General features: G+C 67.2%; 18 protein-coding genes. 12 read left to right on the top strand and 6 right to left on the bottom strand.

The window, feature by feature from the left end:
- Nucleotides 1-35: 35 nt before the first annotated feature.
- The 3 genes from ABIB25_RS22295 to ABIB25_RS22285 all read right to left on the bottom strand — a co-directional run bounded on the left by ABIB25_RS22295 (nt 36) and on the right by ABIB25_RS22285 (nt 3,613).
- Nucleotides 36-791 (bottom strand): class I SAM-dependent methyltransferase, encoded by a 756-nt coding sequence (locus ABIB25_RS22295; RefSeq protein ID WP_354530720.1) that lies wholly within the window; start codon nt 789-791, stop codon nt 36-38.
- Between the two features lie 704 nt (nt 792-1,495).
- Nucleotides 1,496-1,663: a hypothetical protein gene (locus ABIB25_RS22290; RefSeq protein ID WP_354530719.1), complete on the bottom strand. Its 168-nt coding sequence runs from the start codon at nt 1,661-1,663 to the stop codon at nt 1,496-1,498.
- Between the two features lie 378 nt (nt 1,664-2,041).
- Complete coding sequence (locus ABIB25_RS22285) at nt 2,042-3,613, bottom strand: diguanylate cyclase domain-containing protein (RefSeq protein ID WP_354530718.1); 1,572 nt, start codon at nt 3,611-3,613, stop codon at nt 2,042-2,044.
- Between the two features lie 388 nt (nt 3,614-4,001).
- Between ABIB25_RS22285 and ABIB25_RS22280 the strand changes: the two genes are divergently transcribed.
- From ABIB25_RS22280 to ABIB25_RS22245, 8 genes are all read left to right on the top strand, one after another.
- The gene (locus tag ABIB25_RS22280; protein ID WP_354530717.1) at nt 4,002-5,783 is read left to right on the top strand and encodes an IS1634 family transposase; all 1,782 of its coding nucleotides are present in this window, start codon (nt 4,002-4,004) and stop codon (nt 5,781-5,783) included.
- 31 nt (nt 5,784-5,814) lie between these two features.
- Entirely contained in the window at nt 5,815-7,311 is a 1,497-nt protein-coding gene (gene kaiC / locus ABIB25_RS22275) for a circadian clock protein KaiC (protein ID WP_502919884.1), read from the top strand.
- A 2-nt stretch (nt 7,312-7,313) separates the two neighbouring features.
- The gene (locus ABIB25_RS22270) at nt 7,314-7,673 is read left to right on the top strand and encodes a circadian clock KaiB family protein (protein ID WP_354530754.1); all 360 of its coding nucleotides are present in this window, start codon (nt 7,314-7,316) and stop codon (nt 7,671-7,673) included.
- On the top strand, nt 7,670-8,023 hold the full coding sequence (locus ABIB25_RS22265) for a circadian clock KaiB family protein (protein WP_354530716.1): 354 nt from the start codon (nt 7,670-7,672) through the stop codon (nt 8,021-8,023). The genes ABIB25_RS22270 and ABIB25_RS22265 overlap by 4 nt, the downstream gene beginning before the upstream one ends.
- Entirely contained in the window at nt 8,020-9,966 is a 1,947-nt protein-coding gene (locus ABIB25_RS22260; RefSeq protein WP_354530715.1) for a putative bifunctional diguanylate cyclase/phosphodiesterase, read from the top strand. Before ABIB25_RS22265 ends, ABIB25_RS22260 begins: the two co-directional genes overlap by 4 nt.
- A gap of 66 nt (nt 9,967-10,032) precedes the next feature.
- On the top strand, nt 10,033-10,683 hold the full coding sequence (locus ABIB25_RS22255) for a sigma-70 family RNA polymerase sigma factor (RefSeq protein WP_354530714.1): 651 nt from the start codon (nt 10,033-10,035) through the stop codon (nt 10,681-10,683).
- Between the two features lie 255 nt (nt 10,684-10,938).
- On the top strand, nt 10,939-11,241 hold the full coding sequence (locus ABIB25_RS22250; protein ID WP_354530713.1) for a twin-arginine translocation signal domain-containing protein: 303 nt from the start codon (nt 10,939-10,941) through the stop codon (nt 11,239-11,241).
- A gap of 56 nt (nt 11,242-11,297) precedes the next feature.
- Complete coding sequence (locus tag ABIB25_RS22245) at nt 11,298-12,716, top strand: DUF4331 domain-containing protein (protein ID WP_354530712.1); 1,419 nt, start codon at nt 11,298-11,300, stop codon at nt 12,714-12,716.
- Between the two features lie 22 nt (nt 12,717-12,738).
- Here ABIB25_RS22245 and ABIB25_RS22240 read toward each other — a convergent pair whose 3' ends face one another.
- Nucleotides 12,739-12,948: a KTSC domain-containing protein gene (locus ABIB25_RS22240; RefSeq protein ID WP_354530711.1), complete on the bottom strand. Its 210-nt coding sequence runs from the start codon at nt 12,946-12,948 to the stop codon at nt 12,739-12,741.
- 94 nt (nt 12,949-13,042) lie between these two features.
- Nucleotides 13,043-15,115, bottom strand: coding sequence for a glycogen debranching protein GlgX (glgX, locus tag ABIB25_RS22235; protein ID WP_354530710.1), 2,073 nt, complete (start codon nt 15,113-15,115; stop codon nt 13,043-13,045).
- Nucleotides 15,116-15,412: 297 nt separating this feature from the next.
- On the opposite strand from glgX, the gene ABIB25_RS22230 reads away from it, so the two are divergent.
- The 4 genes from ABIB25_RS22230 to ABIB25_RS22215 all read left to right on the top strand — a co-directional run bounded on the left by ABIB25_RS22230 (nt 15,413) and on the right by ABIB25_RS22215 (nt 18,949).
- Complete coding sequence (locus tag ABIB25_RS22230) at nt 15,413-16,444, top strand: NAD(P)-dependent oxidoreductase (RefSeq protein WP_354530709.1); 1,032 nt, start codon at nt 15,413-15,415, stop codon at nt 16,442-16,444.
- Nucleotides 16,445-16,647: 203 nt separating this feature from the next.
- Nucleotides 16,648-17,334, top strand: coding sequence for a hypothetical protein (locus tag ABIB25_RS22225; RefSeq protein ID WP_354530708.1), 687 nt, complete (start codon nt 16,648-16,650; stop codon nt 17,332-17,334).
- A 107-nt stretch (nt 17,335-17,441) separates the two neighbouring features.
- Complete coding sequence (locus ABIB25_RS22220) at nt 17,442-18,080, top strand: TetR/AcrR family transcriptional regulator (protein WP_354530707.1); 639 nt, start codon at nt 17,442-17,444, stop codon at nt 18,078-18,080.
- A gap of 80 nt (nt 18,081-18,160) precedes the next feature.
- Nucleotides 18,161-18,949: an SDR family oxidoreductase gene (locus ABIB25_RS22215; RefSeq protein ID WP_354530706.1), complete on the top strand. Its 789-nt coding sequence runs from the start codon at nt 18,161-18,163 to the stop codon at nt 18,947-18,949.
- 38 nt (nt 18,950-18,987) lie between these two features.
- Here the strand turns inward: ABIB25_RS22215 and dnaB are convergent, their stop codons facing one another.
- Nucleotides 18,988-21,414 (bottom strand): replicative DNA helicase, encoded by a 2,427-nt coding sequence (gene dnaB / locus ABIB25_RS22210; protein ID WP_354530705.1) that lies wholly within the window; start codon nt 21,412-21,414, stop codon nt 18,988-18,990.
- Nucleotides 21,415-21,825 lie beyond the last annotated feature (411 nt).

The raw sequence follows: 21,825 nt of genomic DNA, 5'->3' as shown, positions 1-21,825 counted from the left end.
TCGTCCGACCGGGGACCATCGCGGGGCGACGATGCTCAGGCGGGACGTGCCACGTGGTCGTTCTTTGCGGTGCTCGCCAGGATGATCCACTCGGGCGATCGCTCGGTGATAGGGCTCTCATCCCAGTCGCCCCAAGTACTCTCGAGTTCGAAGCCTGCGCTCTGCAGTCCGTCAGCGACGCTGTGCCAGTCCGGGAACCGCAACGTCTCCGACGTGATCCAACGGGTGCCGTCCAGCAGGTACTCGTCGACATGGGTCACCAGATCGCCGGTCTGCCGGACCGACTGCTCGATGGTGCCTCGTGAAGTCGGGCGCGGCTTGGACGTTGCCCAGCTGCGCCAGCTCTCGGTGGCCCGGTTGCGGATCTCGAAGCCGAGGCGGCCGCCAGGTCTGAGAACACGCCGGACGTTCGTCAGGAGATCCAGCCATGCCGCGTCGTCGAGGAAGTACTGGGCGACATGCCCGGTCATCAGGACCAGGTCCGCACAGAGGGGCGCGAGATCCGCTGCCGTCCCGTGGACCCAGGTGACGTCGTCGGCGTGTGGTTGCCGGTCGGCGATCTTCAGCATGGTCGCCTGCGGTTCCACAGCGATGACTTCGAAACCGGTCTCGGCGAGCATGCTCGCCAGCAGACCCGTTCCGGCGCCAAGATCGATGATCGTGCGTGGATTCAGCCTGCGCGCGAGCGCAACGTAGAAGCCCAGGTCTCGACGCCCGGCGCAGTCGTCGTCGTAGACGGCAGCCAGTTCGACGGTGCCGTAGTAGTTCTGCGCCGCACGCTGTTCCCTCATCCCCTGATTCTCCGATCCAGACCACCAGGGCAAGGTGCAAGACCATTTCCCCGTCGACGTCGGGCGGAACGCTGGCGGCAAGCAATGTCGCGTGCGGGATCGCGATGTCGTGATTGACGGTGGAGACGTCGGAGCGAAACGACGCCGTCAGCCCGGTCCGAAATGGGGGCGCGGTGAGTTACCCATGACGACAGCAACGCTGGGGCAGTCGTCGGCAGGGTCTGCACGAGAACCAGATCGCTCGCCGGATCGATGTGTGCGGTCACGCCTGGCCGTTCGGCCACCTGAAGATCCTCGCACTCGATCGATGCCTGCTGCCGCCCTGCAGCGAACGAGGCGAGCCGCCGTGTCGGTGGACTGCTGGTTCTACCTGCGCCACCGGCGTGGTGGGTCGGTCTTCGGAGCCACTCCCACCCGGCCTGACCAGGTCTGACAGCCCCGACCGGTGTCCGTTTCGGGGGACTGTCGGTGCTACCTGTGACACCGGCGCGGTGGGTCGGCCCTGCGAGCCGCCCTCGCCCAGCAGCACCATCCTGACGACGCCCCCGACCCGCCGATTCCTACTGGGAACCCGGCCCGGCGCAGACCGCGATCGACGCCGTCGCCACCGCGGTGGACGGCCTGCTCGAAGTGGACCTGACCGCCCCCGGCACCGGCGCCACCCTGGACCTGCTGCGCGCCGTCGAAATGCAGACCCGCCGTCTCTACGGCATGTCGGTGTCCGTCATCTCCCAGATGGACCACCGCGGCCTCGCCGCCGCCGCCGGGCAACTGTCCACCACCTCCCTGATCCGGCAGATCATCAACATCAGCCGCACCGACGCCGCCGCCCGCGTCCGCCGCTCCGCAGCGACCAGCGCACGGCGGACCATCCAACTACACCAACGGGTGCCTGCTGTGCCGACGACACCACACCCTCATCCACCACAGCGACTGGGAAGTCCGCCCGGCCCCCGACGGCCACCCCGAAATCATCCCACCCGCCACCCACGACCCCACCCGAAAACCGTTGCGCAACACCCTCAACCACCAACCACAATTCAGCTGGCCACAACCAGCCTGACCGACCACGCGGTGGATACGGCGCAGCGCGGTGGGTACGGCGCAGCGAACGGCCCAAGGTCTCCCTCGGCCGCAGCCGGCCTGACCGAGCCCAGAGTCACCCAGCCGGCTGCAGCCGGAATTACTACCGAGCCCGCTGCGCCCAGCGAGATCGCCCTGACTGCTCAGAGAACGGTGTTGCGGAGGCGCTATTCCGGGGAGAGGGCGCCGTCGGCCCGGCGCGGGAACGGCATGTCGAAGGCACCGTCGTGGCCGGCGAGGGCGGTGAGTTCCTCGGCGGCGGCGGCGCGCAGACCCGGCGTGAAGACGGCGACGGAACTGCGACCGGCCCGCTTGGCGGCATACATGGCCAGATCGGCGTCGCTGACCAGATCGAAGAATTCGCCGGCATCCTGCTGTCGGCGCATCGCAATGCCGATGCTCGCCGAGACGGACAACGTGCGGCCGGCGATCGTCATCGGGTGGCAGAGCGCCTCCACCATGCTGTGCGCCAACGCTTCTGCGTCCGCCAGGACCTCGCAAACCGGGCAGAGCACGACGAATTCGTCGCCTCCGAATCGAGCAACGGTGTCGGCCGGGCCGGCGCACCCGGTCAGCCGGCGTGCGACCACCTGCAGCACCTGGTCGCCGGCCGCATGGCCGAGGGTGTCATTGACCAGCTTGAACTGGTCGAGGTCGACGAACAGGATCGCCGGACACGCCAGCGAAAGCGCCTGGGCGGCAACGATCCTCCGGAGGATCTCGGCACGGTTCACCAAACCGGTGAGCGGGTCGAGCGTCGCGGCCTCGCGCAGACCGATGATGTCGCGGGCCCGGCTGATCGCTACCTCTGCCAGGTTGACCCAGCGGGCCAGCCGGTCGAGTTCGTCCTGCTCGGGCACCCTCACCTCGCGGTAGTACAGCGCGAACGTGCCGAGCACCTGGCCGCCCGGTCGCCGGATCGGGACCGACCAGCAGGCCCGCAACCCATGGGGCAGGACCAGATCCCGATAGAGCTCCCACCGTGGATCGGTGGCGATGTCCGACACGATGACGGTTCGCCCGGTGTAAGCCGCCGTTCCGCAGGACCCGGCCAGCGGGCCGATCTCGGCGCCGTCGATGGCACGTCGCGACGATTCGGGAAGGTGCGGGCTGGAACCCTCCCGGAGCACCGTCCCGTCGAGCAGATTGATCGAGCAGACGGTGCCGGGAATGGCATCCTCGGCAGCCAGTGCGAGCGAGTCCAGCACCGTCGGGAGTTCGGCACCTTCGACGATCATCTCGAGGAGATGACCGGTGGCCACCAACACCTCTCGCTCGATCTCCAGCTCCCGGCCGACCCGATGGAGGTCGATCATCGTGAGCGCGTGTCGTGCGTACTGCTCCAGGTTCGCCACGTCGTCCGGAGTGGTGTGGCGCGGGTGGCTGTCCCAGGCGCACAGGGCCCCCAGCGCCGATCCGTCCATTCCCACCAGCGGTACGCCGAGGAAGAACTCCAGACCGACGTCCGCGCCCAATTCCGGATGGCCCTCGACGGTCCGGTCGGCGGCATCGATGACGACCGGCGTTGATCCGGCGGCGACCGCGGTAGCGAGCGCGTGAACGGAGGCGAGTGTGGACTCCGTCGCAACGGCCGGCGGGCGACCGAGAAAGCGATCCGAGCCGAGGAGGAGCACAAAAGCGTCGTCGACCGCCAGACGCTGGGTGGCAAGTCCGAGCAGTTCGTCGAAGACCGCCTCGGGCAGGAACGACCCGCGGAAGGAACTCCGTTCGACGTCCATGGCAAAGGGTACGGCCGCCACCGGTGATGAGGCCAGATGGAACGCGGGAAGGCACCCGACCTGGTGGTTCAACCCCGCCACCCCGAACAGTGGAGCCGGCGCCTGGCATGCAGACCATTGGATGGAAATGCGCCGCACCATCGAGTGACGGAGCGAGGGGGGGCGGGTCCGAGGGCTACTCTTCGTATCGGCACCGCTACTTTGCGCATGACAGCCAGAGGAAAGAAGACCTTGGCACCCCACGCCGTTGCACCGCGTCCGCCCCTAGCCGGACCTTCCTGGATAAGTTGATCATGTGAGGTCGGCGGAGCCGACCAGAACATTCTGATCTGCAACTACTCGGCGTGTCGGAGCGGTTTCGAACCTCGATTACAGTATGACCTAAACCATGGCGAGTGTGTATTCGAAGAAGGTCAACGGGAGCACGTACTACTACCTGCGGCAGATGGCCCGGATCGAGGGGAAACCGAAGATGGTTTCCGAGCGGTACCTGGGCTCGGCCGCCGACATCGAAGCCGCCCTGGACCGCACCGCGGCCGGGACGATGCCGGACCGGACCCGGCATCTGCGGTTCGGTGACGTCGCCGCCGCGTGGTCGATGCTGACCGAACTGGATGTCGCGGGGATTATCGACTCGGTCCTCGGGCCGCGTCGGCGTGACGCGGGCGCCTCCGTCGGCACGTATCTGGCGTTGGCTGCGTTGGGTCGGCTGGTCGCACCGGGTTCCAAGAGTGGTTTCGCCGACTTCTGGGCCGCCACCGCCGGGGACCGGTTCACCAAGATCAGCCCCGGCGTGCTGGATCACCGGAAGTTCTGGGACGCGATGCACCTGGTGACACCGCAAGCTTTGCAGGATATCTCGACCAGAATCGCCGCGAAGATGATCGAGGTGTTCGCATTGGACACCTCCAGCGTCGCATTGGACATGACCAACTTCGCCACCTACATCGACACCACCAATGACAAAGCGCCGCTCGCGCAACGCGGCAAGGCGAAACAAAAACGCACCGATCTTCGCCTGATCGGGCTGGGTATGGTCGTCACCCGCACCGGCGGGATCCCGCTGGTCTGGCACGCCTACCCCGGGAACCGACCCGACGTCACCCAATTTCCCACCCTCATCGACCACCTCGTCCGCAACTACACCGCCGCCACCGCCGACAACATCGGTAACGCCGGCAACATCGGTGACGCCGGCGACGATCAGGCCCGCGGCGACACCGCGGCGATGACCGTCGTGTTCGACGCCGGACAAAACTCCGCCGCGAACTTCGCGCACCTGGCCGATGCTGGGCTGCATTTCGTCGGGTCCGTCCCACCCAGTGACTGCCCGGACCTGCTCGCCCTCCCCGCGTCCCGCCGCCGGAAGGTCGACGACCAGCAGTATCCCGGCGTCACCGCGATCGACACCCACCGCGTTGTTTACGGCGCGGACCGGCGGGTCGTGCTCACCCACTCCCCAAACCTGCACGACGACCAAGCCCGCTCCTTCACCGGCACCACCCTGAACAAAGTCGGTCGGCAGCTCGACGAACTGGCCGCGACCTTGGAACGAGGAAAAACCCGCCGCAGCCGCGAACAGGTCACAGCCGAAATCGACAAGATCACCCACGACCCGTGGGTCCGTGAAGTCACCGACTGGAACCTGACCGGCGACACCCCCACCGAGCACCGACTGACCTGGACCATCAACCCAGAACGGCGGGAAGTGTTGGAACAACGAGTCTTCGGCAAACGGATCCTCATCACCGACCACCCCACACTCACCGCCACCACCCCCGACGGCTGGCCGGTCGTCGACGTCGTCGCCGGCTACCGCTCCCAATCAGAAATCGAATTCGGCTTCCGACAACTCAAAGACCCCCACCAAGTCTCCTTCTCACCAATGTTTCACTGGACCGACCACAACATCGCCGTCCACACCTTCACCTGCGTCCTGGCCCTACAACTCGCCCACCTCCTGCGACTACGAGCCGAACGCGCCGGACACCACCAATCCGTCCGCAACATCCTCGACACTCTCGCCGGCATCCAGGAAACCGTGCTGATCTACCCCTCTACCGGCGGCCGACCCAAAGCCCGCCGCATCACCACCGACATGACCCCCGAACAGAAAACCCTCTACGACCTGTTCCACCTCGAGCAACTAGCAGCCCCCACACCGACTTAGGTCATACACCCCACCACCCACCGCACCACCCCTGACCAGCAACAACACCACCAAGATCAAAATAGCCGGGAAAGTCCCGCTAGCGCAGCGCAATGGTTCGCGCACTCTGGTCGACTCCACCCTCAAGAAGGCGCCTACCGGCATCAGCGGGCTCGACGAAGTGACCGGCGGAGGCCTGCCCGACGGCCGCCCGACCCTCGTCTGCGGACCAGCCGGTTGCGGAAAGACCCTGCTGGCCATGGAGTTCCTGGTCCGCGGGATCGTGGAGTTCGGCGAACCCGGGGTGTTCCTGGCTTTCGAGGAGACCGTCGATGAACTTGTCGAGAACGTGGCATCGATGGGGTTCGACCTCCGGCAACTCCAGGCGGACGGACTGCTCGTGGTCGACCACGTCAGCGTGCCGTACGGCGGAGCGCATGAGACCGGCGCCTGGGACCTGGAAGGGCTGTTCATCCGGCTGGGCGCGGCAATCGACGCGGTCAAGGCCAAGCGGGTGGTTCTGGATACCATCGAAACACTGTTCGGCGCCTTCACGGACATCGCGATCCTCCGCTCCGAGCTGCGGCGCCTGCTGGGTTGGCTGAAGGCCCGGGGGGTCACGGCGGTCATCACCGGCGAGCGGGGGGACGGAACCCTCACCCGCCACGGGATCGAGGAGTACGTCTCGGACTGCGTCATCGTGCTGGATCACCGGGTCAGCGCGCAGACCTCCACCCGTCGGTTGCGGGTGCTGAAGTACCGCGGCACCCTGCACGGCACCAACGAGTACCCGTTCCTGATCGGCGAGCAGGGCGTCTCGGTGCTCCCGATCACCTCGCTCGGGCTGCAGCACTCGGCCTCCATGGAGCGGGTCTCGAGCGGCGTACCCAGCCTGGACGTGATGCTCGGTGGGGCTGGGCTCTACCGCGGCAGCTCCGTCCTGATCAGCGGAACCGCCGGTACCGGGAAATCGACCATCGCGGCGCAATTCTGCGCCGCGGCGTGCAGTCGGGGCGAGCGCGCGCTGTACTTCGCCTTCGAGGAATCCGCAGCCCAGATCGTCCGCAACATGGCTTCGGTCGGCATCGACCTCGCACGCTGGGTGGACAGCGGCCTGCTGCAGTTCCGTTGCGTCCGGCCGAGCCTGCTCGGACTCGAAGCCCACCTGGCCACCATGCAGCAGGTGGTCTCGGACTTCGAACCCGACGTGGTGGTGATGGACCCCATCTCCGACCTCCTGCACGTCGGCGCCGGCGAGGAGGTGGCCGCCATGCTGACCCGACAGGTCGACTACCTCAAGAGCCGCGGCGTGACAGCGGTTTTCACCAGTCTGAACACCATCCGGGACGCAGAGAACTCCGAGCAGCAGATCGGTTCGCTGATCGACACGTGGATCATCGCCAAGCTCGAGGAAGGGGACGGTCAGCGCAGTCGCGTGCTCTACGTCCTCAAATCGCGGGGAATGCCCCATTCGCAGGAGATCCGCAACTTCATCCTGTCCAGCCATGGCCTGGAGCTCACCGACGTGTTTCACCGTCGGGGCCGGTGAACATGACCGGGCCGGACGCGACCGGAGGCCGGGCCGGTGACGGCGCCTATGGCGAGATCGTCGGCAGCACCGGCAATCCCGAAACGTGGCAGCTCCGGCTGTACGTGGCCGGCGAGTCACCGAAGTCGGTAGAGGCCTTCTACAACCTGAAGAAGCTGTGCGAGGAGCACCTTCCCGGCCGCTACCAGATCGAGATCATCGATCTCGCCGAGTTTCCGTCCCTCGCCCGCAGCCACGAGATCCTGGCCATTCCCACCCTGGTGCGTCAGGTTCCTCGCCCCTTCCGCAAGATCATCGGCGACTTGTCCGATACCGACGGTGTTCTCGACGGTCTACAACTGAAACCGAGACCAACCCGGTGACCGGCGAGCATGATGCGGCCCTGGCGCGCTACGAACAGCAGCTGGTGGCGGCCGCTGTCGCGGAGTACGTCTTCACCCTCTTCGTCAGCGGTGCGTCGGAGATGTCGGCGGTGGCCATCGGCAATGCCCGGTCCTTCTGCGAACGCCATCTGGCCGGCCGGTACCGATTGCAGGTGGTCGACGTCCATCGGGATCTGGCGACCATGATGGCCGCCGACGTACTGGCCGCACCCACGCTGCTGCGCGAGGCGCCGCTGCCCCGGCGCAAGCTGGTCGGTGACCTGTCCGATACCGCGAGAGTGCTCGCTGCACTGAACATCCACGAGTCCAGTGGACCGATCGCCTCGTGACCCACCCGGCAACCCAGGGCACACAGGCACCACCGGGCGGGCAGACAGCGCAGGACGATCAGGCGCAGGACCTAGCGCTGGAGCTGGCCGCGACACGGGCGGAGCTGGCGGAACTGCGGGAGAAACTCGACGAGTACGAGCAGACCCTGCGGGCGATCCGGCTCGGTGAGGTCGATGCCCTGCTGGTCGCGGCCGTTCCGGGCCAGGAGCAGGTGTTCACCCTCTCGAGCGCCGATCGGCCCTACCGCAACTTCGTCGAGAGCATGTCCGACGGCGCCGCGACCGTATCGTCGTCAGGCCTGGTGCTCTACGCCAACCAGGCGCTGGCCACCCTGGTGGAATCGACCTGCCGGCAGATCGTCGGGGCACCGCTGCTCGATCTGGTCCAGCCGTCGAGCCGGCCGTCGCTGCACCGGCTCGATCCGTCGAGCGGGCCGGTCGAGGCCGCCCTGTCGACGACGACGGGTACCTCCGTGCCCGTGCGGATCAGCTCGTCGGCGCCTTTCCGGGTGAACGGCGAGACGATCACCTGCATCACCGTCATCGACCTGACGGGCGAGCGGCTGGCCGAGGCGAAGCTCGAACATCTGGCACGGCACGACGCGCTGACCGGACTACCCAACCGCACCCTGCTCACCGAGCGGATCGCGGCGGCCATCGCGGAGCGCGCCGGCACCGATCATCTGGTCGCGCTGCTGTTCTGCGACGTAGACGGGTTCAAGAACGTGAATGACGCCTACGGCCACCAGGTCGGCGACCAGACCCTCCGGGTGCTGGCCAGGCGCCTGTCCGACGCGGTACGACCCGGCGACACGGTGGCCCGGATCGGCGGCGACGAGTTCGTGGTGCTGTGCCGGGGCCTCTCCGAGGTGCAGGCTGCGACAGCTATCGCAAGCCGGATCAGAGCGGCCATCGCAGTGCCATTGCGTACTGCACCGAACCCGCTGGACATCACCATCAGCATCGGCATAGCCCTCGCGCCCGGCGGCGATCCGGACACCAGCGCCGACAGCCTGCTGCGGGACGCCGACGAGGCCATGTACAAGGCAAAACGTCAGGGGCCCAACGTCATCGAGGTCTTCGACGAGCCGCTCCGGGTGGTTGCGGCCTCCCGTCTGCTGATGCTCACCGAGCTGCGCCGGGCGCGGATCGGCGGCGAGCTGCTGCTGCACTACCAGCCGGTGATGAACCTGGAGACCGAGACCAGCACCGGCACCGAGGCGCTGATCCGATGGCAGCATCCCGCCCGCGGGCTGGTGCCGCCGGATCAGTTCATCCCGTTCGCCGAACGCACCGGGCTGATCATCGACATCGGCGCCTGGGTGCTCGGCGAGGCCTGCCGGCAGGCCTCGATCTGGACCGGTGGCATCGCGGGCGGGCAGCCGATGGAGATGTCCGTCAACGTCTCGGGCCGGCAGCTGGCCCAGGGCGCCGGCCTGGTCCACGACGTGCGACGGGCGCTGGCGGACTCCGGCATCGACCCGAACTCGCTGGTGCTGGAGGTGACCGAGAGCGCGCTGATGGACGATGCGGCGGCGGCGCTCCGGGTGGTCAACGAGCTGAAGTCGCTGGGGGTGCGCATCGCGATCGACGACTTCGGCATGGGGTACTCCTCCCTGGTCTACCTCAAGAACTTCCCCGTCGATCTGCTCAAGATCGACCGGTCGTTCGTCGCCGGGCTGGGTCACGACCAGCAGGATTCGGCGATCGTGCGGAGCGTCATCGACCTGGCTCACGCCCTGGGCATCAAGGCCGTCGCCGAGGGCATCGAGACCACCGAACACCTGCGGATCCTGCAGGGCCTGGGCTGCAGCTACGGCCAGGGCTTCCTGTGGAGTCCCGGCCTGCCACCGGCGAAGGCCGGCGATCGCCTGCGTCTGCTGTCGCCCACCGGCACCGGCACGTCCGCCCCTCTGTCGAGGACCTCCGCGATCGAGTCCTGACCTTCTGTCCCACTTGGAATCTCATCTTCTGCCCATCCGATTCGACGCAGGCAACGAAACACGGGGGTGGACGAACCGCAGAAGCTTCGACCTGGCCGGTGGGCCGATCAACCAACCGGTGACGACGCCGCCGAAGCGGGCTCCGGCCGGGAGATCGACGTGGCGATCGACGAGTTGCTGCAGGCGATCGCGGAGGGCAGCCAGGACGCTTTCGATGCTCTCTACTGCCGTCTGCAAGTGCCGGTCTCCCGCCTGATCAGGCTGCTGATGCGCGATGTGGCCCTGGCCGAGGAAGTCACCCAGGAGGTCTTCCTGGCCGTGTGGCTGGGCGCCTCCCGCTTCGATCCGCAACGCGGCCAGGGTGACGCCTGGGTCATCGGGATCGCCAGATCCCGTGCCATCGACCGGATCCGGTCAGTACAGGCCGCGCGGCAACGAGATCGGAGCTGGGCCGCGGCAGTCGATGTCCCGATACCCCCGACGCCGGATCTGGTCGGTGATCGGTTGGACGGGCGGCTGGTCCACGACGCGCTCTGGGTGCTGACGCCCAAGCAGCGGCAGTCGGTGATGCTGGCCTTCTTCGGCGGTCACAGCTACCAGGAAGTGGCCGCGCTGCTCGAGGTGCCACTCCCGACGATCAAATCCCGCATCCGGGACGGTCTGCAGCGGCTCCGCGAGCATCTGGAATCGACCGGACGCGTTTCGGCCGCCTCCTGACCCTGCGTCATGGCGCGGTCCTCTTCCGTGGGCCCCGGGCTCGCCAGCCGCTCGTTCGGAGCAAGGTCAGAGTTGTCCGGGACGGTCGAATCGTCTTCTGAACCCGAGGCATCCGGGGAGCTTTCCGGCACCCGGGTGGTTGTTGACTGCCTCGCCGCACCGGGGCCATCCGCCTTTCCAGGGGCTCCGAATGGGGCGTGATCCACCCCTCATGTTCCCGGCTGCGACCAACTCGCCGCCCGTCGAAGGAGAATCATGGACAGCGCCAATCGCCGAGGCTTTCTCAAGGTCGCCGGGGCGGGTGCGGCCGCGGCCGGCGCCGCCTCGCTGATCCCCCTGTCGGTAGGAACCGTCGCCGGTGTCGCCGGTGTCGCCGCGCCGGCCAGGGCCGCAAACCTTCCGGCCGCCGCCAAGGGCTCGATCGCCGCCTACATCCACGATGTGTCGACCGGCGAGATCGCCGTCATGGTCGAGGGTCACGAGGTGACCATCACCGATCACGAGTTGGTGGCGCGGCTCGCCATCGCCCTGCACACCGCCCCGGCGACCTCCGCCTGACAGCAGGCCTTTCCGCACCGAGCCCTGTTCCGCTCTTCCGACCCGAAAGGTCGATCATGTCCTCGCACCGCGAAGCGCCCGAGATCTCCAAGGACCCGAATGCCGACAACACCGACGTGTACGCGTTCGTCAGCCCGGACGCGCCCGACACCGTCACCCTGATCGCCAACTTCATCCCGTTCGAGATCCCTTACGGCGGGCCGAACTTCAGCGAGTTCTCCGACGACGTGCTGTACGTCATCAATGTCTCGAACGCCGGCGACGCCCACGCCGACGTGAGCTACGAGTTCCGCTTCACGACCAAGATCCGCAACGCGAAGACGTTCCTCTACAACACCGGCCCGATCACCTCGATCGACTCGCCGAACTGGAACCGGCCGCAGACGTACTGCGTGACGCGTGTGGTACGCAGCAAGGGCAAGTACACGAGCACCGTGCTCGGCACCGACCTGCTGGTTCCGCCGTGCAACGTCGGCGAGCGCAGCACACCGGACTACCAGGAAACCTTCGGCGCTGCCTCGGTGCACGCGCTCAAGGGTGGTGGAAAGGTGTTCGCCGGGCAGCGGTCCGACCCGTTCTTCGTCGATCTCGGCAGTGTCTTCGACCTGGCCGGTCTCAGGCCGCTCAACCCCGCGCACCTCGTTCCCCTGCCAGTCATGCAAGGCATGAACGGCCTGCAGGGCATGAATGTCCACACCATCGCCATCCAGGTCCCGAAAACGGATCTGACCGTCGGCAACAAGAAGCCGACCGACCCGCTCGCGTCCTCCTCGGTGATCGGGGTGTGGTCCGCCACCTACCGCGCACGCGGAAGAATTTTCGACGAGCGCACCCGTAGGTTCCACTCGCTGGGAGGTCGGGCGCAGGTCTCGCGGCTGGGCAATCCGCTCTTCAACGAGGTGATCAACCCGATGTCGGTGAAGGATCGCTGGAACACGCTGACCCCCAGCCAGGACAGCGAATTCGCCGGCTACGTCAACCAGCCGGAACTGTCAGGCCTGCTGCCGGCCCTGTACCCGGGTGCGTTCCCGAACCTCGACGCGTTCAACAAGTCGAAGAAGCCGCGGACCGACCTGCACGCGATTCTGCTGACCGGCATCCCCGGATCGGTGCTGGGGACCTTCACCACCTACACGGGACCGGTCGAGGCGGACATGCTGCGGCTCAACCTCACGATCCCGCCGACGACCGACCCGCAGAAGATCAACGATCTCGGCGTCCTGGGCGGCGACCCCGCCGGCTTCCCGAACGGTCGTCGCGTCTTCGACGACGTGACCACCATCGAGATCAGAGCCCTTGCCGGACTGACGCTTCCGCTCACCTACCCGAACTACAAGAAGGACGACATCCTGGGGGGTGACGCGCTGCGGGACGGCACCACCAACACGAACGCCGCGCTGCTGCCCGCGTTCCCGTACGTCGCGCCCCCGGCCAGCGGCTACCTCACGACGCCGCCGGTGCCGGCGGTTTCGTGATTGTTGCCAATGTTCGAAGGCGCTACCAACGCTCGAACTGGTACCGGTCGCGGATGTGCTCGCCGAAGAAACGACCCTTGCTCGGCGAGCCCATCAGCGCCCGGTGCACCGATGCCGGCACCAAGAAGTAGCTGTAGACGTCACCGCTGACGAACTCGAGCTGCAGCACGGCGGTCGACGGGTCGTAGCCGATCGACGCAACCGTACTGCCGGACACCGGTTGTCGGTCCATCTCTGGTCCTCTCGCCGGCTCATCCGCTGCTGTCAGACACCGGAGCCCGGGCCCCGTGCAGGGCCTGGGCTCCGGTAGCGGGTTTCGGATCAGCCTAGTTCTTCGACTGCAGGAGGGTGAAGGACGCATCCCTGACGATCAGGGTGGTGACCGGCGACCTCACCACCTGCTCGGCATCGCTGGACGACGCGAGCTGCCAGTCCTGACCCGGCGCCGCCGGGATGGCGAACTCCACGCCGTTCTCGGCCGAGTTGAGCAGGAGCGCGAAGGTGTCCGCGTCCCGGTGGCCGAGCAGGAACATCACCGTTCTGGCCTCGGGGTTGTCCCAGTCCGAGTCCGCGAACTCCTCGCCGTCGGAGCGGAGCACCCGCACCCAGTCGAGCACGTCGTCGCCGGGCGCGTGTCGGAACCAGGCGGGGCGCAGCGCCGGGTGGGCAGCGCGCAGGCCGGTCAGCGACTTGGTGAATTCCAGGAGCTCGAGATCCACTGCGTCCCAGTGGAACCAGGAAAGCTCGTTGTCCTGGCAGTAGGCATTGTTGTTGCCGCCCTGGGTCCGGCCCATCTCGTCGCCGCCCAGCAGCATCGGAACCCCCGCCGACAGCAGCAGAGTGGCCAGCAGGTTCCGGCGGGCGCGGGCGCGACGCTCGTTGACGGCTTCGTCATCGGTCGGTCCCTCGGCGCCGTTGTTGAACGACTTGTTGTCGCTCTCGCCATCGTTGTTGTCCTCGCCGTTGGCGCTGTTGTGCTTGTGGTTGTACGAGGTGAGATCGTGCAGGGTGAACCCGTCGTGAGCCGTCACGAAACCGACACCGGCGACGGGCGAGCGCCGGTCACCCTCGTAGACATCAGGGCTGCCGAGCACCCGCTGCGACAGTGTCCCGAGCACGCTGTCCTCGCCGGTCCAGAACGCCCGCACGTCGTCGCGGAACTTGCCGTTCCACTCCGACCAGTCGGCCGGGAATCCGCCGACCTGGTAGCCGGCCGTGTCCCACGGCTCGGCGATCATCTTGGCCGGCGCCAGAATCGGGTCCTGGGCGATCATGTCGGTGAACGCGCTGTGGTGGGAGGCCTCGCCGTCCTGACGCGTCAGCGTGGTGGCGAGGTCGAAGCGGAAGCCGTCGACGTGCATGTGCTGGACCCAGTAGCGCAGCGAATCCATGATCACGCCGAGCGCCGCCGGGTGCGCCACGTTGAGGCTGTTGCCCGTTCCGGTGGTGTCGAAGTAGTGGGCCTCGTCGCCCTCCACCAGGCGGTAGTAGACCTCATTGTCGATGCCCTTGAACGAGAGCGTCGGACCCAGGTCGTTGCCCTCGGCGGTGTGGTTGTAGACGACGTCCAGGATGACCTCGAGGCCTGCGGCGTGCAGCGCCTTCACCATGGCCTTGAACTCGTTGACCTGGCCGCCGTCGCTACCGGCCGAGCTGTACTCCGCATGCGGCGCGAGGAACCCGATGCTGTTGTAGCCCCAGTAGTTCCGAAGGCCCTTGCCGGTGAGGTTGTCGTCCTGGACGAACTGGTGGACCGGCATCAGTTCCACCGCGGTGACACCCAGATCGGTGAGGTGCTTGATCGCCGCCGGGTGCGCCAGACCGGCGTAGGTGCCGCGGATCTCGTCCGGCACGTCGGGGTGCAGCTGGGTGAAACCCTTGACGTGGGTCTCGTAGATGACCGTGTCTTCCAGCGGCACCAGCGGCGGGGTGTCGTCGCCCCAGTCGAAGTCGTCAGCGGTCACCACGCACAGCGGGGTGGAGCCGGCGCCGTCGGTCTCGTCCATCGTCTCCGGGTCGTTCATGTCGTGGCCGAAAAGTGGCTGACCCCAGACGTACTCGCCGGAGATCGCGGTGGCGTGCGGGTCCAGCAGCACCTTGTGTGCGTTGTGCCGGAACCCGGCGGCCGGGTTCCACGGGCCGTGGACGCGAAGGGCATATTTCGTCCCGGGCCCGACCCCGTCGACCAGAGCGTGGAAGACGTGCCCGGTCCGGCTGGTCAGGAGGTGCCGCGTCTCGGTGCCGTCACCATCGAAGACGCAGAACTCCACCGCGTCGGCGGACGAGCTGTACACGGCGACGTTGGCCCGGGTGGGACCATCCCCATCGCTGCGCTCGCCCTGGCCGTGCAGTGACACCCCCAGCGGATAGGGATGGGAGCGGTCGTGCGATGCGGACATTTTTCTCCAGGAATGCTTCGAGCTGCAGACCTGACGACGGAACGACGCCGGGCACCAGACGCGGTACCCGACGCCGACCTGGCTGAACCGCCGCCCGCCCGGCCTGGACGCGCGTCACACGCCGGCGAATCCGAGTTGCGGGGAGCATAATTCCGGCATTTCGGACAGAATCGGGAATTCTGCTCTCCGCTCGCTGCCCGAAATCCACCATGACCCGAGAACCCCCGCCCGACGGTAGCCTGACCTCCATGTCTGATCGAGCGGGCCGACGGCAGCCATGACCGGAGGGCGCGACCCGTGACCGGCTCAGCTGACAAGCCATTGGTGGTGCTCACCACCGCCCCGCAGCCGGTCGAGCGCATCTTCACCGGCGCCGCGCTGGCGGCCCTGCACGAGCGCTTCTCCGTCGTGGATCTCAGCGGTTCCGATGACCCCGACCGGGCTCTTCAGAACCTGTTGCCGAGGGCCTTCGCCATCGTCGGGCAGCCGGAACTCACGCGCGAGAGCGCCGAACGGGCAACGACGCTGCGAGCCCTGATCAACGTCGAGGGCAACTTCTATGCAAACGTGGACTACCCGACCCTGTTCCGGGGCGGGGTCCACGTGCTGGGATGCGGACCGGCCTACGCGCAGGCCGTTGCCGAATACGCGCTGGGTCTGGCGCTCGACCTGGCTCGCGGGATCAGCCGGGAGGACCGGGCGTTCCGGCGGGGCTTCGAGCGGTACCTGGGTGCCGGAAATGCGGACGCGATCCTGCTGCGGCACAGCAACATCGGGTTCCTCGGCTACGGCAACCTTGGGCGAGCCCTCCGCCCGCTGCTGGTTCCGTTCAGCCCCATGCTGAGGGTCTACGACCCCTGGCTGCCCGCGGCCGTCCTCGGCGAGGCGGACCTGCGGCCGGCGTCACTGGAGGAGACCTTGTCGGCCAGCGAGTTCCTGTTCGTGCTGGCGGCGGTCACCGACGCCAACCAGCACCTGCTGGGTCCCGCCCAACTGGACCTGATCCCACTCGGGGCCAGGGTGGTCCTGGTCAGCCGGGCTGCTGTCGTCGACTACGACGCCCTGCTGGATCGGGTGGCGGCCGGCCGGTTTCTGGTAGGCGTCGACGTGTGGCCGGACGAGCCGATGCCGGCCGATCACCGCGCACGGTCGCTCGACGGACTGGTGCTCTCGGCGCACCGAGCCGGCGGCATTCCGGCCGCGTTCCAGCAGATCGGCGACATGGTGGTCGACGACCTGACCCTGATCAAGGCCGGCCTGCCGCCCGTCCGCAACCAAGCCGCCAGCCGGGAGCTGGTGGGCCGCTACCGCAACCGCCCAGCCGGCTAGTCGGGCAGTCGTCCGAACCAGGACTCGAGCAGGTGCCGACCCCACCGCCCGCGCACCCACACCCAGCCCCGCACGCCGATGAAATCCCGCAGACTGGGTATGTCACCTGTGGGGCCGGACCTTCGGCCCGCGGCTGCAGCGACCTCGCTGCACGAAGATGACCCGCACCTTTCAGGGTGCACGACCGGAAAGAAAGGGCGACCGTGAGCCTGGTGGGATCGTTCGGCAGCGCAGTGGCCAAGAGACTTGCCCCGGGGGTGACCGGACCTGCCGTCCGCGACATCCTGGAACGTGCGATCGATGGCGCCGGCCCCATCCCGGGCGCAGCCAGGTCCGCAGACACCCAGTTGCTGCGGGCGAACGGCAACGTCAACAAGGCCATCGAGTCGTTGATCGACAACCACCTGCGGCTGGCCGGCGCGCAGGGCTTCCTGACCAACATCGGCGGTCTCGTCACGATGGCGGTGACGATGCCGACCAACCTCGCCGCCGTGGCACTCATCCAGTGCCACCTCGCGGCCTCGATCGTGCATCTGCGGGGGTACTCGCTGGATCGTCCCGAGGTGCGCGACGCGATCCTGGTCTGCCTGCTCGACAAGGACGCCCGGAAGTCCCTCTCCAAGGAGACCGGTAGCACCATTTCCCCCGCGGTACTGCTCAACGCCGGTCCGTCACCGGAGCGTTCGGAGAAGATCGCGCGGGCGGTCACCGGTCAGCTGCTGGCCGGGGTCGGCGGCAAGCGGGTGGCGAGCTTCGTCGCCCGCCGGATTCCCGTGCTCGGCGGAGCCGTCGGTGGTTTCGGGGACGCCCTCGCCACCCGCCGCATCGGCTTGGACACCGCCGAACTGCCGGACAACCCCCGTCGGCAGATCGTGACCGACCTGACCTGACGCGGCGGCCGTCCGCGACGGGACGTCGTCGACGGGTCCTCGTCTTGATGAAGACTTGGCCGGTCCGACTTCTTGACCAGTCGGTCTAGAACGCCTACGGTCTTCCCATGGGACGGCCACGCAACTTCGATGACGACGTCGTCATCGAGCGCGCGATGGACGCGTTCTGGACTCATGGCTACGCGAACACCTCCCCGGCCCAGCTGTCGGAGGCCACCGGCATCGCCAAGGGCAGCCTCTACAACGCGTTCAGCAGCAAGCGAGAACTGTTCGCCCGAGCCCTGGTTCGATACGATCAGCAGTCTTCTGCGATCGCAGCAGACCTGCTGGCGCGCCCCGGCAGCACCATCGAATGCATCCGTTTCGCCCTCCGGTCCATCGTCGACTTCGACCTGTCGCAACCTCTGCGGCGCGGCTGCCTGGTGGCCAACACCGCAGTGGAACTCGCCGGCCACGACCCCGAGATCGCCCGGACGGTCCGCCGGATGCAGGATCGCCCGATCGGTGCGCTGACGGCCCGCATCGAACAGGGCCGCCGCGACGGGGACGTCGATGATGATGTCCACGCCCGCGCGGTCGCCGAATTCCTGGCCAACACTCTTGCCGGCCTGCGCGTCATGGCCATCACCTACGACGCCCCGACGCTCTACCGCATCATCGACTCCGCAGTCGCTGTTCTCCGCCGACCGCCATCACTCCGCGCCGACCCCGCCGACCCGCCTCCGCCAGCCGACCGAGCCGGCTGACCCTCCGCTGGACCGAACCGCTCCGCGCGGCCTCCTCGCTGTCCTCATATTGGTCCTACAGTTCCAAAAAGGCTGCCGTCATGGATCTTCAACTGCAAGGCAAGACGGCACTCGTGACGGGCGCGAGCCGCGGCATCGGGCTGGCCACCGCCCGGGCGCTCGCACGTGAAGGGGTACAGGTCGTGGGAGCGGCGCGGACCATCACTCCCGAATTGGAGGAGGTGAGCGTGGCCGCGGTGCCGGCCGACCTGTCCACCCCGGACGGCGCCGCGACCGTCGTGGATGCGGCGCTGGCCGAGCTGGGCGGCATCGACATCCTCGTCAACAATGTCGGCGCCGGCGACGCGGACCGATTCGGTCTCGGCGGGTTCCTCGGCATCGGCGATGACCAGTGGCGAGAGCTGTTGAACCTGAACCTGTTCAGCGCCGTGTGGGCGACCCGTGGAGCCATGCCCAGCCTGCTCGAGCGGCAGGGCGCCGTCGTCAATGTCTCGTCGATCAACGCTCGCATCCCGGCCCCCGGTCCGGTCGGCTACAGCGAGGCCAAGGCAGCGCTGACCGCCTTCGGCAAACGACCGAGCGAGGAGTTCGGACCTCGCGGTGTCCGGGTCAACACGGTGTCGCCGGGCGTCGTCGGCACAGCGCTCTGGCGCGATCCGGAGGGTTTCGGCTCCAGGGTCGCTGCCGCGAACGGCGTGGGACACCAGGAGTTTCTGGCCGCCATCCCAGACCATTTCGGCATGGCTTCACGCCGCATCACCGAACCCGAGGAGGTCGCGTCCCTCATCACGTTCCTGGTGTCGGGCGCGGCGCCCAACATCCTCGGCGCCGACATCGTGATCGACGGCGGGACCGTCAAGACGAGTTGACGGCGAACCGTGACTGATCGGACCGCCCCGGGTAGGACCTATTGCGCGGCGAGGTCGGTGAACCGTGAGTAGTGCAGTTGGTGGGCGACCGAGATCGTCGTGGTGGGACCGTTTCGGTGCTTGGCGATGATCAGGTCCGCCTCGCCGGCGCGGGGGTCGTCGGCTTCGAACGCGTCGGGCCGGTGGACCAGGATGACCATGTCGGCGTCCTGCTCCAGCGACCCGGACTCACGGAGGTCGGAGAGCATCGGGCGCTTGTCGGTCCGCTGCTCCGGACCACGGTTCAGCTGGGAGATCGCGATCACCGGAACCTCGAGTTCCTTGGCCAGCAACTTCATCTGCCGGGAGAATTCGGAGACTTCCTGCTGTCGGGATTCGACCTTCTTGCCCGAGGACATGAGCTGGAGGTAGTCGAGCACGATCAGCTTCAAGTTGTTGCGCTGCTTGAGCCTTCGCGCCTTGGCACGGATCTCCATCATCGTCATGTTCGGGGAATCGTCGATGAACAGTGGGGCGTCGGAGATCTCGCTCATCCGGCGGACGATCTTCTGCCAGTCCTGCTCGCTCATCGTGCCGGCGCGCATCTGCGACAGCCTGATCTGCGCCTCCGCCGAGAGCAGGCGCATGGTGATCTCGGTCTTGGACATTTCCAGCGAGAAGATCACCGACGTCAGCCGATGCTTCACCGACGCGTTCCGGGCGACGTCGAGAGCAAGCGTGCTGTTGTGGGTCGGCACCATCGACCGACCGGCCAGATACAGGCGGTCGGCGTTGTCGATCTGCACGCACCGCACCGGGACCGACGCCACCGGTGCAACATCGACGATGTAGCGGATCCTTCGTCGAGCGTCCGACAGTGTGCGGGCACATTCCTTGTGCACTAACAGCTTTCGCTGCAACCGGAACAATTCGTCGCTGGTCGAGAAGTTCAGGGTGTAGAGACTGGAGGATTCCGCCGTGCTCCCGCTGACCTGCTTCGTGATCACGCTGCACCGGTAGCCCAGGCTCACGATCAGCTCGTACGCATCAGCGGCCAGAGTCGGATTCGTGACGCCGAACTGAACCTCTCCGCCGGGCGATACCGTGCCGTCGGTATCCAGGAGCCCGGCCAGGAGCAGACGACGCTGCGCCTCCGAAGCCCGCAGGTAGCTCATGGGGATGTGCTTGTCGTTCAGCAAGCCGAGCGCGCGGAGGCGCGCCTGGATCGAGTCGATCGAGTAGTCGCGCTCACCCTGCTGCACGACCGGCAGACCGTCGTTCTCGATGTTGATACCGATTTCGACGTCCAACCCGGAGAAGCGCGCGGAATCGCTGTCGCCGGCCTCGAGCCACACGCCCAAGGCGTATGGCGGTATCGGCAGATCGGCTTCAGGCAATTCGAGCGGGGCTGCAGTGGCCACAGAGTGGTTCAGGCGAGCGTCGGCCGGGTGGCAGCGCAGGGTGTTCCGGATGTCCTTGGTCGTCAGCACCTCGCCGAACGTCCGCTGGCTCTGGTGGTGGTTGTCTCCGGTAGCCGCCTGCTGGGCGGACCGCCGCGACGCTCGCGTCTCGGTCAGCCACTGGTGCTCGGCATCCGCGACGATGACTTCGCCGTCGGAGAAGGTCACCGCATAGCAGGGGCGATCTTCCATCACCTCGGTGGCGGCCACCACGGGGACGGGCCTCCCGTCTGCGCCCAGCAGAAGGTCGCCGACCTGTACCTCACCCATGGTCGTCCACCCGGTCGGCGTGGGCAGCGGAGTGTGGAGGGCGAGCGCCTTTCCGACACCAGGCCGTGCCGCCATGATGATCATCTGGCCGGGGTGGAACCCGTTGGTCAGGGCATCCAGATCCGCGAAGCCGGTGGGCACGCCGTTGGACATGCCGCCGCGGCTGGCGATCGCGTCCATCTCGTCCATGGTGGGCTGCAACAGCTCTTCGAGGACCACGTAGTCCTCGGTGGTGCGGCGCTCGGTGACCTCGTAGATCTCGGCCTGCGCACGGTCGACGATCTCGTCGACCTCACCGCCGCCGACCTGACCCTCGTTGCCGCCGTAACCGAGCTGCACGATCCGCGTGCCGGCCTCGACCAGCCGACGCAGCACGGCCTTCTCCGCGACGATCTGGGCGTAGAAGGCCGCGTTGGCTGCGGTGGGCACCGCGCTGGTCAGCGTATGCAGATAGACCGCTCCGCCGATCCTGGACAGCGTGCCTGCCTTGTCCAGCTCCGCCGCGACGGTGACGACGTCGGCCGGCTCACCGCGCGCGTAGAGGTTGAGGATGACGTCGTAGACGGTCGCGTGCGCGGGCTTGTAGAAGTCGCCCGTGCTGAGTTCCTCGACGACGTCGGCGATCGCGTCCTTGCTCAGCAGCATGCCGCCGAGCACCGACTGCTCGGCGGCCAGATCCTGCGGCGGCTGCCGGTCGAACTGCCGGGGCGGCTCCGAAGAGGGTGCTGCTGCCCAACGGTCGTCGATCACCGCCATCTGGTTACCGCCTCCAATATTCGTTCGTCGTACATCCGAACCCCTGTTCTACCGGTGACCACCGACAGTCAGCGGTGGAAGCGATGTCAGGTGGTCCCGGTCGAGAACGCAGTCGGACGTTAGGCCCGCTGAGCACCGCGGCCAAATGCACCCTGTGGACAGGCCGTGAACCGACCGGGGACACCTTGTGGAGCAATCGGGATCTGCGCAGGTCGGCAGCGGGGACTGATGTGGACAACGTGGGGAAATGTGGCTCGTCGGCGGGTATCGCTGCTGGTCAGGAGTCCAGGGTGCCCGGTGGACGGTGTGGATGAAATATGTGGGTAGCTGATCGGCGTTTCGCCCCGGCGTGTCGCACCGACATCGACTCAACCTCACCTACACCCTTTTGTGACCCGATCGTGATCAACT

The organism is Nakamurella sp. UYEF19 (assembly GCF_040546275.1).
In the GTDB taxonomy this organism is placed as follows: Bacteria; Actinomycetota; Actinomycetes; order Mycobacteriales; family Nakamurellaceae; genus Nakamurella.
Note: the sequence above shows the minus strand (reverse complement) of the source record. Positions and strands in the feature narration are given on the sequence as shown.